Source organism: Actinomycetospora corticicola, assembly GCF_013409505.1.
Lineage (GTDB): Bacteria > Actinomycetota > Actinomycetes > Mycobacteriales > Pseudonocardiaceae > Actinomycetospora > Actinomycetospora corticicola.
On sequence record NZ_JACCBN010000001.1, the window covers coordinates 3,816,859 to 3,829,686 of the forward strand.

9 protein-coding genes are annotated in these 12,828 nt (G+C 73.9%); 1 reads left to right on the forward strand and 8 read right to left on the reverse strand.

Features of this window, described 5'->3' with window-relative positions:
- Positions 1–31 precede the first annotated feature (31 nt).
- The 7 genes from BJ983_RS18550 to BJ983_RS18580 form a co-directional block, all read right to left on the reverse strand.
- The gene (locus tag BJ983_RS18550) at positions 32–1,312 is read right to left on the reverse strand and encodes an AI-2E family transporter (RefSeq protein WP_179795184.1); all 1,281 of its coding nucleotides are present in this window, start codon (positions 1,310–1,312) and stop codon (positions 32–34) included.
- A gap of 99 nt (positions 1,313–1,411) precedes the next feature.
- A complete protein-coding gene (locus tag BJ983_RS18555; protein WP_179795185.1) occupies positions 1,412–2,608 on the reverse strand; it encodes an AI-2E family transporter in 1,197 nt (398 codons plus the stop codon).
- 108 nt (positions 2,609–2,716) lie between these two features.
- Entirely contained in the window at positions 2,717–3,928 is a 1,212-nt protein-coding gene (locus tag BJ983_RS18560) for an NADP-dependent isocitrate dehydrogenase (RefSeq protein WP_179795186.1), read from the reverse strand.
- A gap of 164 nt (positions 3,929–4,092) precedes the next feature.
- Positions 4,093–4,587, reverse strand: coding sequence for a DUF3017 domain-containing protein (locus BJ983_RS18565; RefSeq protein ID WP_179795187.1), 495 nt, complete (start codon positions 4,585–4,587; stop codon positions 4,093–4,095).
- Between the two features lie 6 nt (positions 4,588–4,593).
- Positions 4,594–5,439 (reverse strand): bifunctional methylenetetrahydrofolate dehydrogenase/methenyltetrahydrofolate cyclohydrolase, encoded by an 846-nt coding sequence (locus tag BJ983_RS18570; RefSeq protein WP_179795188.1) that lies wholly within the window; start codon positions 5,437–5,439, stop codon positions 4,594–4,596.
- 7 nt (positions 5,440–5,446) lie between these two features.
- A complete protein-coding gene (locus BJ983_RS18575) occupies positions 5,447–7,336 on the reverse strand; it encodes an NAD-binding protein (protein WP_218890347.1) in 1,890 nt (629 codons plus the stop codon).
- A complete protein-coding gene (locus tag BJ983_RS18580; protein WP_179795189.1) occupies positions 7,323–7,766 on the reverse strand; it encodes a hypothetical protein in 444 nt (147 codons plus the stop codon). Before BJ983_RS18580 ends, BJ983_RS18575 begins: the two co-directional genes overlap by 14 nt.
- Before the next feature lie 286 nt (positions 7,767–8,052).
- Between BJ983_RS18580 and BJ983_RS18585 the strand changes: the two genes are divergently transcribed.
- Positions 8,053–8,721 carry a GPR1/FUN34/YaaH family transporter gene (locus tag BJ983_RS18585; RefSeq protein WP_179795190.1) on the forward strand — a complete coding sequence of 223 codons (669 nt, stop codon included), beginning with the start codon at positions 8,053–8,055 and terminating at the stop codon, positions 8,719–8,721.
- Positions 8,722–9,357: 636 nt separating this feature from the next.
- Here the strand turns inward: BJ983_RS18585 and BJ983_RS18590 are convergent.
- Positions 9,358–12,801, reverse strand: a complete 3,444-nt coding sequence (locus BJ983_RS18590) for an error-prone DNA polymerase (protein ID WP_179795191.1) — start codon at positions 12,799–12,801, stop codon at positions 9,358–9,360.
- Positions 12,802–12,828: the final 27 nt, after the last annotated feature.

A 12,828-nucleotide genomic window follows, 5' to 3' on the forward strand; every position in this document is an offset into this window, starting at 1 on the left:
GAGGATCGTGTCACCCGTTCGTCGCAGAGCCCTAGCGTGCCGGGTTCGTCCCGTCCTCGGCCGCCACGGAGTCGTCCGGCTCGACGGTCTGCCGTCGGCGCCGGACCCAGCGGGCGATGGCGCCCGCCGGTCGGGGCCGCTCGGCCGCGAGGAGCTCCGCGTCCGTCGGCCGCGGCGCCTGCGACGGGTGCTCGTCGTCCGAGCGGGCGCGCTGGTCGATCTGCTCGTTGGTGTAGCGCAGGATCTCGGCGGCCACCGCCACGACGGGCACCGCGAGGAACGCGCCGACCACGCCGGCCACGCTGCTGCCGCCGGTCACGGCGAGGATGACGACGGCCGCGTGCAGGCCCAGCCCGCGGCCCTGCACCAGCGGCTGGAGCAGGTTCCCCTCGATCTGCTGCACGGCGAGGATCAGCACCGCGACGAGGAGGGCGTTGGTCAGCCCGTTGCTCACCAGGGCGATGAGCACCGACAGGATCCCCGCCGTGAGGGCCCCGACGATGGGGATGAAGGCCCCGAAGAACGTCAGCACCGCGAGCGGCAGGGCCAGCGGCACCCCGAGGATCACCAGCCCGACCCCGATGCAGGCGGCGTCGACGAAGCCGATGATCGCCTGCGACCGGATGAAGCCGCCGAGCCGGTCCCAGGCCCGCGAGCCGACCTGCGCGAAGTGCACCCCCGCCGTCGTCCCGACCTGCTGGCGCAGCCACGGGAGGAACCGGTAGCCGTCCTTGACGAACAGGAACGCGAGGACGAGCGCGAGGACGAGGTCGATCAGCCCGTTCGCGATGACGGTGAGCCCGGAGAACACCGTGCCCGCGATCGCCGTCGCGGAGTTCTGCAGCTGGTCGACGCCGGCCTGCACGGCCTGGCCGATCTGGGTCTGCCCGAGCCCGAACGTCGTGGTGAGCCAGCCCTGCACGTCCTCGAGACCGCCCGAGGCGCTGTTCACGAGCTGCGGGATCTGCGCGGCCACCGACGGCGCGATCGCCGCGATCACGCCGCCCACGATCGCGAGGGCCCCGACCAGGACGATGAGCGCCGCGAGCGCCGACGGGACCCGGTGGTGGCGCAGCCACGTGGCGGGCGGCTCGAGCACCGTCGCGATGATCAGCCCGAGCAGCACCGGCAGCACGATCGACCACAGCTCGCCGATGATCAGCCCGAGCAGGACCGCGCCGAGCGCCGTCAGCACCAGCCGCAGGCTCCACCGCGACGTCCACGCCAGGCCGTCCCCGATCAGCTGGCCACGGCTCCGCCGAGCGCTCGCCCGCGGTGTGCCGGCGGGCAGGGGCACGATCTCCTGCGTCACGTCTGGTCCTCTCCGGCCCGAGGGCCGGGGAGGAGTCCCCGCGGGCCGAGGACGCGTACCCGAATCGGGTCGCTCCCCACCCCCCGATCGGGGAGCGGGTCAGTCCGCGGCGCGTTCGGCGGAGCCGGCCCCGGAGCCCGGCGGAACCGGCTGCTCCTCGGGCTCGGCGTCGGGCTCGTCGGCGGGGCCGTCGGCGGGGTCCTCGGCGTCACGCTCCTCGCCGGTGCGCCGCGCGACCTGCTGGTCGAGGTAGCGGACGATCTCGGCGACGACGGCCGCGAGCGGGACGGCGAAGAACGCACCGGCGATGCCGAACAGCGCGCTGCCGCCGGTGACGGCGAGGATGACCACCGCGGAGTTGAGCCCGAGCCCCTTGCCCTGCACCAGCGGCTGCAGCAGGTTCCCCTCGATCTGCTGGACGGCGAGGATGAGGATCAGCACCCCGACGGCGACCGTCGGGCCCTGGACCAGCAGCGCGATCAGCACCGCGAGCGCCCCCGCGACGAGCGCACCGACGATCGGGATGAACGCGCCGAAGAAGGTGAGCACGGCCAGCGGGAGCGCGAGCGGCACCCCGAAGATCACCAGGCCGATGCCGATGAAGAGCGCGTCGACGAAGCCGATGAGGGCCTGGGACCGGATGAACCCGCCGAGCCGGTCCCAGGCGCGGCGGCTCACCGTCTCCAGGTGCGACCCGGCCACCGGGCCGGTCCGGCGGCGCAGCCAGGGCAGGAACTTCGGGCCGTCCTTGACGAACAGGAACGCGATGATGATCGCGAGGACCCCGTTGATGATGCCGTTGGCGACGGCGGTGACCCCCGTGACGACGCCGCCCGCGATCTGCACCGCGCTCTGCTGCAGCCGCTGCACCGCGAGGTCGACGTAGGCCCCGATCTGGCTCGTCCCGAGGTTGAGCGGCGGCCCCTGCACCCACTGCTGGATCCGCTGGATGCCGCCGACCGCGCCCTGCACGATCTGCGGGGCCTGGCCCGCCACCGACGGGGCGAGCAGGACCACGATGCCCACCAGCACGGCGAGCCCGCCGACGACGACGATCAGCGCCGCCACCGTCGAGGGCACCCGCCGCGCCCGCAGCCACGCCACCGGCGGTTCGAGCACCGTCGCGATGATCAGCCCCAGGAAGACCGGGAGCATGATCGACCAGAGCTGGCCGATCAGCAGGCCGAGCACGGCGAGGGCGGCGGTCACCACGAGGAACCGCCAGCTCCAGCGCGCCGTCCACGCCAGGCCGTCGCCGATCACGCGGCCGCGGGAGGGGTGCTCGGATTCGATCACGCCGCGGAGTGTCGCAGGCGTCCCGGTCCGGAACGCACGAACGGCACCCTCGCAGCATCGTCGTGCGCGAGGGTGCCGTTCGTTCCGGAGCGGGACAGGCCGTACGGCCTAGGCCATCGCCTTCTGCAGGCCCTCGTCGATCGCGTCGAGGAAGTCCTGGGTGTTGAGGTACGGCGCGTCCTTGCCGATCAGCAGCGCCAGGTCCTTGGTCATCTTGCCGTCCTCGACGGTCTGGATGCAGACCTGCTCGAGCTTCTCGGCGAAGTCGACCAGCGCGTCGTTGGAGTCGAGACGACCACGCTGGGCCAGACCCCGCGACCACGCGAAGATCGAGGCGATCGGGTTGGTCGAGGTCTCCTTGCCCTGCTGGTGCTGGCGGAAGTGCCGGGTCACCGTGCCGTGGGCGGCCTCGGACTCGACGGTGCCGTCCGGCGTCATGAGCACCGAGGTCATGAGGCCGAGCGAGCCGAAGCCCTGCGCGACGATGTCGGACTGCACGTCGCCGTCGTAGTTCTTGCAGGCCCAGACGTAGCCGCCCTCCCACTTGATGGCGGCGGCGACCATGTCGTCGATGAGGCGGTGCTCGTAGGTGAGCCCGGCCTTCTCGAAGTCGGCCTTGAACTCCGACTCGAAGATCTCCTCGAAGGTGTCGCGGAACATGCCGTCGTACGCCTTGAGGATGGTGTTCTTCGTCGACATGTAGACCGGGAAGCCGCGGTCCAGGCCGTAGCGCAGCGAGGCGCGGGCGAAGTCGACGATCGAGGCCTTGAAGTTGTACATGCCGAGCGCGACACCCCCGTCCTCCGGGAACTTCGCGACCTGCAGCTCCATCGGCTCGCCCTCGTCGGGCGTGTACGTGATGGTGACGGTGCCCGGGCCGGGGACCTTGAAGTCCTGGGCCAGGTACTGGTCGGCGTGGGCGTGACGCCCGACGACGATCGGCTTCGTCCAGTGCGGGACGTAGCGCGGGATGTTGGAGCAGACGATCGGCTCGCGGAAGATCGTGCCGCCGAGGATGTTGCGGATCGTCCCGTTGGGCGAGCGGTACATGCGCTTGAGGCCGAACTCCTCGACGCGCGCCTCGTCCGGGGTGATCGTCGCGCACTTGACGCCGACGCCGTGCTTCTTGATCGCGTTGGCCGCGTCGACCGTGACCTGGTCGTCGGTCTCGTCGCGGTACTCGATCCCCAGGTCGTAGTACTCGAGGTCGATGTCGAGGTACGGGTGGATCAGCTTGTCCTTGATGAACTGCCAGATGATCCGGGTCATCTCGTCGCCGTCCAGCTCGACGACGGTGCCCTCCACCTTGATCTTCGCCACTCTTCGGGCTCTCCTCTCGCGCCTGGTAGACGGCGCCGCACGGTTCTCGGGGGCGCGCGCCGGGCCCGGCCGGAGTCGGGAGGCCCGTGCGTTGCCTCTTCCCCGCACGCTATCAACGCGACACCTGCACCGACGCGGTGTGGCGGGTCGTCCTCCTCACCCGTCTAGCGGGTCGCGAGCGGACCGCCCGTGATGCTCAGCGACAGCAGGATGACCACGAGGCCGAAGATCGCGTACGTGAGGACGTCGGTGCGTCGCGGCCGGACCGCCAGCAGACCCGCCGTCCGGTCGGGCAGCGCGACCCGCAGGACGGCGGCCAGCAGCAGCGCGACGCCGAGGATCGTCGTGCCGTCGCGCCAGTGCTGCAGCCCGATCCGCACGAACGCGACGAGCGCGACGGCCAGCACCGCCGCGAGCGGCGCCTGCGCCCGCAGCCGGTGGAGCAGGGCGCGGGCGTAGTCCCCGACGGTGCGCGGCGGCCGGAGGTGCCGCGGGCCCTCCCCCGGTGGCGGCCCCTCCTCCAGTGGCAGCGAAGCGTCGTTGCTGTCGTCCAGTGGCAGGGAAGCCGCATCCTCGGGCGCCGCGGTGCCCGTTCCCGACGTCGGGTCGGTGCCGGTCGGGCGCTCCGCGCCCGCCTGGTCGCCCCCACCCGTCGTCATGAACGCTCAGGCCCTCTCGGCGCGCTCGACGACGTTGGTCAGCAGCATCGCGCGGGTCATCGGCCCGACCCCGCCCGGGTTCGGGGCGACGAAGCCCGCGACCTCGCGGACGTCCTCGGCGACGTCGCCGAGGATGCCGTCGGGGCCGCGGGAGACCCCGACGTCGAGCACGGCCGCCCCCGGCTTGACCATGTCGGCGGTGACGATGCCCGGCACGCCCGCCGCGGCGACGACGACGTCGGCGGCGCGGACCTCGGCGGCGAGGTCGCGGGTGCCGGTGTGGCAGAGGGTCACGGTCGCGTTCTCGCTGCGCCGGGTCAGCAGCAGCCCGAGCGGGCGGCCGACGGTGATGCCGCGGCCGAGGACGGTGACCTTCGCCCCGTCGAGGGGCACCTCGTAGCGGCGGAGCAGCTCGACGATGCCGCGCGGGGTGCAGGGCAGGGGTGCCGTCTCGCCCAGGACCAGCCGGCCGAGGTTCGTGGGGTGCAGGCCGTCCGCGTCCTTGTCCGGGTCGATCCGCTCGAGGACGGCGTTGGCGTCGAGCCCCTTCGGCAGCGGCAGCTGGACGATGTAGCCGGTGCAGGCCGGGTCGGCGTTGAGCTCGTCCACCGCCCGCTCGACGTCGGCCTGCGTGGCGTCGGACGGCAGGTCGCGCCGGATCGACTCGATCCCGACCTTGGCGCAGTCGCGGTGCTTCGCCCGCACGTAGGACTGCGATCCGGGGTCCTCGCCGACGAGCACCGTGCCCAGACCCGGCGGCCGACCGGCCGCCGCGAGCTTCGCGACGCGCTCGCCGAGCTCGGAGATGATCGTCGCCAGGGTGGCCTTGCCGTCCAGGATCGTCGCGGTCACGCGCCCATCATCGCGTGCCGGGCGCGACGACGGCAGGGGCCTGCTCGTCGCCGTCGGGACGACGCGGCGCGCGGGAACGCCCGAGCACCCCGAGGAGCTCGGAGTCGGGGCCGACCAGGAATGCCTCGTCGCCCGCCCGGAAGCGCGTGTCCCGCCGCGGCGGGTGCTGCAGCGGCGCCCGTCCCGCGGGTCCGGTCGCGCGTCGCAGTGCGATCACGCGGGTCCGCGACGACAGGTCGCGCATCGCCAGCCCGTCGAGCTCGCTGCCGGCCTCCACCCGCAGGCGGCCGAGCAGGAAGGCCTGCCCGTGGACGGGGAACGTGCCGAGGACGTCCAGCCCGAGCGCCGCCCCCACGAACCACGGGGCGGCGAGCTCCGCGATCGAGCGCACCGTGTCGAACCCGAACCGCGCGGCGACGGTGCGGGCGAGGTCCCGGTCGAAGAGCCGCAGCACCACGGGGGTGGACGCCGTGGCGCCCAGCAGGTCCCGGACGGCGAGCCCGGTCTCGATGTTCGCCATGTCGTCGCTGGTCAGCACGGCCACCGCGGCCGCGCGGGGGACGCGGGCGTCCCGCAGCGCCGTCGGGGTGGTCGCGTCGCCGAAGACCACCGGGACGCGCAGGGCGCGGGCCCGGGGCAGGTGCCGGTTCCCCGGGTCGGCCTCCACCACGACGACGTCGCGGCCGCGCGCCAGGAGGGCCTCCATCACCGACACCCCGACCTCGCCGAGCCCGACGATCACGACGTGGCCGACCGAGGCCGAGGCGGCCCGGCGTCCGGCGGTGACCGACAGCCGACGGCTGATGAGCATGTCGGTGAAGAACGCGATGGGGATCGCGGTGGCCGCGACGCCGGCGAGCATGAGGAAGATCGCCCAGACCCGCAGCCAGACGCTCTGCCCGGCGAAGGTGTAGTCGCCGAACCCGACCGTGGCGACCGCCTCGACGGAGAAGTACAGCGCGTCGACCAGCGCCATCCGTGAGCCGTCGGGGTACCGGTAGCCGACGGCGATGACCGCGGTCGAGAGCGCGAGCAGGGCGAGCAGGCTGGCGAAGGCCCACCGCAGCCCCCGGTCGGACTCGCGGACGACGGCGACGACGGCCGCGGCGGCCCGGGCGAGCACGCCGGCCCGGCCCCGGGCGGCGTCCGGGTCGTGCCCGCCCCCGCGCCGGGTGGTGGGCGTCCGGCGGCGGGGAGCGGACCCCTCCACCCCCGCCGTCGTGATCTCGTCGTCGCTGCCGAGCACCGTGACGAGGTCCCCGGTGTCGACCCGGTCGTCGCGGCTGGGGCAGATCCGGGTGACCGGCGGCGTCCCGCCGGTGACGGCGAGCGGCGCGAGGTCCCCGTAGAGCGCGCGCAGGGTCGCCGGGGCCCGGGCGGTGGTGGCCACGGCCACGAAGCGGTGCCCGGCGACGTCGAGGGCGTGGACCGGGCTGCGCAGGCACGCCTCCACGAGCGCCGGGGTGACCAGGGCCGCGACGTCGAGCACCGCGCCGGGGCCCGGGTCGGCGGCCACGGCACGGCCGATCGCCGCGTTGCCGAGGGCCGTCACCACCCGGACGTCGGGTCGCCGGTCGCGGACCTGGAGCGCGAGGTGCAGGTTGCGCAGCTCCCCGGCGTCGCCGCCCTCGTCGCACACCACCGCCCGCGCACCCGCGATGCCGACCGCCTCGAGCGTGCCCGGGAGCAGGGCGTCCGCCGTCACCAGCGGGACCCCGGACGCGGCGAGCGCCGCGGCGGACCGTGCGGCGGCGGGCGCGTCGTCGACCACGACGACGGACTCGCCCCGCAGGTGGAGCTGCTCGACGATGCGGCGACCCAGGCCGCTGAACCCGCAGACGATCACGTGGCCCCGGCGGTGGGCCAGGGCGGGATCGGGCCCCTCAGCGACCGACACGGTCGAGCGCGGCGTCGGCTCCGGCGACCGCCGCGGCGTACGCGACGTGCTGGAGCACGCTGACGGTCATGAGCCGGGTCGTCCACCGCCACGGCACGGGCGTGTCCCCGAGGACGGGGAAGAGCGAGAGCGCCATGGTCTGGCAGCCGAGGAAGAAGGTCACGCCGGCCCCGGGCTCACCGAGGCGGTGGCGCAGCTCGGCGTGCGCGGCACCGACGGCCGAGCCGTAGCCCCAGTGCACCAGCCAGAAGAGGGCGCGCCGCGCCCCCGGCGACTCCGGCGCCCGTCCCGTGACCGCCTGCAACAGCGTCGAGGCGGCGACCACCACGTGGTCGCTGTCGTCGTAGTCGAGGATCTCGGTGATGTCCGACGGGGCCTTACCGCGGCGCCGCGCGTAGACCTCGCGGTAGATCCGCCCCGTGGTGGTCATGGCGGCGGTCCCGGCGGCACCGGCGACGGCCCCGGTCAGGAGACGGCGGGCGACTCCCCCTCCCGTGACACTGGCCGATCGGGTGGAACGGGGCATGCGCCTCATGTCCGTGAGCATGCCTGAACCGATGCACGGGCCGTCATGGCAGGCGCTTACCCCTACGGACGGTCGGTGGCGCGTGTGCGGTGCGTGAGATCACACTCGATCGGTCAGCGGGCAACCACGCGACGTCCCGAGCAGCACGGACGTCGTGGCAGCCCGTCACCATGGGCACGAAGGAGTGGCGATGACCACAGTCGACGAGAGTGCGGGGGCGCACGCCGCCGCCGATACCCGGGCGGCTGACGCAGCAGCCGCCGAGGCGGCCGCCAACGCGGCCAACCCCGCCCTGGTCGGGGTCCCGACGTTCGTGATCGGCTCGGTCGCCCTCGGCCTCTACCTGATCGGTTTCACCGGGTCCTCGGCGAACGCGGCGATCGGGATGGTCCCGATCCTGATCATGTGCAACGGCATCGGTCAGATCATCGCCTGCATCTGGGCGATCCGACTCGGTGCCGGCCCGGTCGCGGCGATCTTCGGGATCTTCGCGGGCTTCTGGCTGAGCTTCTCGACGCTCGTGCTCGGGCTGGGCCACAACTGGTTCGGCGACGCCTCCGGGGACGCGGCGGTCGCCGCCCAGGAGACGTTCCTGCTGACCTGGCTGATCGGCGTCGTCGTGCTCACGCTGGCCTCGCTGCGGCTGCCGAGTGTGTTCACGCTGCTGTTCGTGCTGGTCGACATCGCCCTGCTGCTCGTGCTGCTCGGCACCGCCGGCGGGTCCACGGGTCTGCTGTTCGGTGGCGGCATCGCGGTCTTCGCGTTCTCGCTGGTCGGCGTCTACCTGTTCTTCGACGCGATGAGCGTCGCGAACGGCGGGTCGTCGCTGCCGATGGGCAAGCCGATCATCGGGGGCTGATCCGCCCCTGCCCGACCTGATGGGGGTGCCCCCGGCCGTTCGCACCGGCCGGGGACACCCCCGTCAGTGTGCCGGGGCCGGACGATCACCCGGGACGGGTGCACCAGATCGACACATCTCGGGCGCTCGGGGGCTCCGTCGAGGTTCACGTGGGGCAGGTTCCAGGCCCTCCCGACCTGCCTGATGTCACCCTCGCGACGGCGAGCCGGGCCGGCCGCGCGGCGCCTGCGCCGAAGTGCACATGGGGCAGGTTCCGACGGCGCCCGACCTGCCTGATGTCACCCTCGCGATCGCGTGTCGGCCCGATGCCCGATGCCCGGCGCCCCGCGCCGAGGTTCACATGGGGCAGGTTCCGACGGCGCCCGACCTGCCTGATGTCACCCTCGCGATCGCGTGTCGGCCCGATGCCCGGCGCCCCGCGCCGCGCCGCGCCGAGGTTCACATGAGGCAGGTTCCGGACCCTCCCGACCTGCCTCTTGTCACCCTCGCGACGACGAGCCGGGCCGCCCGCGCGGCACCCGCGCCGAAGTGCACATGGGGCAGGTTCCGACGGCGCCCGACCTGCCTCTTGTCACCCTCGCGTGCCCGGACATGCAGCGAGGCCGCTCCCCGACAGCGGGAACGGCCTCGGGGGCGTCAGCGGAAGTCGCGCGACCGGGACGGGACGACCAGGTCCAGGCGCTCCACCCGGTCGGCGACGAGGTTGACCACGCTCGGCGCGTCGTGGGCCCGCTCCACCCGGCCCCGGATCACCAGGGCCGCGCTCGTGCGGGCGACCACCCGGTGGCGGGCCCACAGCCCCTCCGAGCAGACCACGTTGAGCATCCCCGTCTCGTCCTCGAGGTTGAGGAACGTCGTCCCGCCCGCTGTCGCCGGGCGCTGCCGGTGGGTGACCACCCCACCGACCTCGATCCGCTCCCCCTCGGGCACCGTCGCCACGCCCGCGACGCTGTAGGCGCCCCGTCGGTCCAGCTCCGCCCGCAGGTGGGTCACCGGGTGCCCGTCGGGTGACAGCCCCGTCGCCCACACGTCGGCGATCGTCAGCTCCACCGCGGACATGCCGGGGAGCGCCGGGGCGTCGAGGCCCACCGCGGACCCGGGCAGCCGGTCCTGGCGTGCCCCGTCGCGGACCACCGCCGTCCCCGCGGCCGCCGCGCCCGCCGCCCACAGCGCCTCCCGCCGTTCGAGCCCGAAGCAGGCCAGCGCCCCACCGGTGGCGAGCGCCTCCAGGTGCGCGGTGGTGAGGTCGGCGCGGCGGGCGAGGTCGGCCGGCCCCTCGAACGCGGCGGCCTCGCGGGCGGCGACGATGCGCTCCGCCACCTCGTCCCCCAGGCCCCGCACGGAGGCGAGCCCCATCCGGACGGCGACCCCGCCCGTGCTGTCGGGGTGCGGCTCCAGGTCGGGTTCGGCCCGGCTGCGGGTGACGTCGGGGCCGTGCACGACGACCCCGTGCCGTCGGGCGTCGGCGACCAGGCTCTGCGGGGAGTAGAAGCCCATCGGCTGGGCGCGCAGCAGCGCCGCGCAGAAGGCCGCCGGGTGGTGGAACTTGTACCAGGCCGAGACGTAGACCAGGGCCGCGAAGCTGATGGAATGGCTCTCCGGGAAGCCGAAGTTCGCGAACGCCTTGGTCTTGGCGAAGATCCGGTCGGCGAGGTCCCCGGTGATCTGGTTGCGGGCCATCCCGGCGTAGAACCGCTCCCGCATGCGCTCGAGCCGTTCGGCCGAGCGCTTCGCCGAGAGCGCCCGGCGCAGCTCGTCGGCCTCGGCCGCGGAGAACCCGGCGACGTCGGTGGCGAGCTGCATGAGCTGCTCCTGGAACAACGGCACCCCGAGCGTCTTGCGCAGCGCCGGCTCGCACAGCGGGTGGTCGTAGACCACCCGCTCGTCGCCGTTGCGTCGCCGGATGTACGGGTGCACCGACCCGCCCTGGATCGGACCGGGCCGGATCAGCGCGACCTCGACCACCAGGTCGTAGAACACCCGGGGCTTCAACCGCGGCAGCGTCGCCATCTGGGCGCGCGACTCCACCTGGAACACGCCCACCGAGTCGCCCCGCGCCAGCATCGCGAAGACCTCGGGGTCGGTGGGCTGCAGCTCGTGGAGCTCGATGCGCCGCCCGTGGTGCTCGGCCACGTAGTCGCTCGCGTAGTGCAGCACCGAGAGCATGCCGAGCCCGAGCAGGTCGAACTTCACCAGACCGACCGCGGCGGCGTCGTCCTTGTCCCACTGGATGACGCTGCGGTCCTCCATCCGCGCCCACTCCACCGGCACCACCTGGTCCACCGGGCGGTCGCAGATCACCATGCCGCCGGAGTGGATGCCGAGGTGGCGGGGGAAGCCCGCGATCTCCTCGGCCAGCGTGGCCACCGCCCGCGGCATCCCCGGCACCTGGTCCTCCAGGTCGGCCCCCGGACCCCAGCGGTCGATGTGCTTGCTCCACGCGTCCTGCTGGCCCTGCGAGTGGCCGAGCGCGCGGGCGGCGTCCCGGACCGCGGAGCGCGGCCGGTAGGTGATGACGTTCGCGACCTGCGCCGCCCGGTCCCGCCCGTACCGGCGGTAGACGTACTGGATGACCTCCTCGCGCCGGTCGGACTCGATGTCGAGATCGATGTCGGGGTAGCCGTCCCGCTCCGGGGAGAGGAACCGCTCGAAGAGCAGGTCCATCTGCACGGCGTCGACGTGGGTGATGCCGAGCGCGAAGCAGACCGCCGAGTTCGCGGCCGACCCGCGGCCCTGGCAGTAGATGTCGGCCTCGCGGCAGAACCGCACGATGTCGGCGACGATGAGGAAGTACCCGGGGAACCCCTGCCCCTCGATGATCGCCATCTCGTGGTCGATCACCTCCCAGGCGTCGGGGTTGTCGGTGCGGCTGCCGTAGCGCCCGCGGCCGCCGTGGTCGACGAGGTGGCGCAGCCAGCTCGCCTCGGTCTCCCCCGCCGGGACCGTGAACGGCGGCAGCTCGGGCGCGAGCAGCGCCAGCTCGAAGGCGCACTCCCGGCCGAGCACCGCGGCGTGGGTCACCGCCTCGGGGTGCCGGGCGAACCGCGTTGCCATCTCCGCGCCGGAGCGCAGGTGGGCGGTGCCCGGCGGCAGCCACCCCTCCGCCTCGTCGAGGCTGCGCCGCGCCCGGACCGCCCCCAGCGCCGCCGCGATCCGGGCCCGGTCGGGCGTCGCGTAGTGGGCCGCCGTGCTCGCCACGGTGGGCAGCCCCGCCCGCGCCGCCAGCCCGGCGAGCAGGTCGTTGCGCTCGACGTCGACCGGCAGCCCGTGGTCGGTCAGCTCCACCGCCACCGACTCCGCCCCGAACAGACCCACGAGCCGGTCCAACGCCGCGGCCGCCGCCTCCGGGCCGCCGGAGGCCAGGGCCCGTCGGACGTGGCCCTTGCGGCAGCCGGTGAGCACCACCACCCGGTCGCGCAGCGTCGCCGCGGTGCGCTCGAGGTCGTACACCGGGTGGCCCTTCTCAGCCCGCGGGTCCATCGCCGCCTCGGTGATCGCCCGGGAGATCGCGCGGTAGCCGTCGGGATCGCGTGCCAGGACCAGCAGGTGCTCTCCCTCCGGATCGGCCACCCCGTTCTGCGGGGCGGACAGCCCCAGCGACAGCTCGGCGCCGAAGACGGTGCGGATGTCCAGCTCGTGCGCGGCCTCGGCGAACCGGACCACGCCGTACATCCCGTCGTGGTCGGTGAGCGCGATCGCCTCCAGCCCCAGCCGGTGGGCCTCCTCCACGAGCTCCTCGGGCTGGCTCGCGCCGTCGAGGAAGCTGTAGGTGGAGTGGGCGTGCAGCTCGGCGTAGGGCACCGTGGCCGTGCTCTCCGGCCGGGGCGCCCGCGGCGGCCGGTAGGGCGCCCGGGTGCGGCTCCAGGCCGGCGAGTCGCCCCCGTCGCCGGGATGCGTCTCGTCCCGCGTGGGCCGGCGGCGGACGGGACCCGCGGTGACGTCCGCGGGATGCACGATGGTGCCCGGACCGTCGACCTCACCGGTCCGCTCCGGTGACCGGGCGGCACCGGACCGGACCGGCTTCCCCGCGAGGATCCGCTCCATCTCCGACCAGCTCACCGCCGGATTGCCCCAGCCCATCCCCGGCCTCCCGACTCGACGATCGAA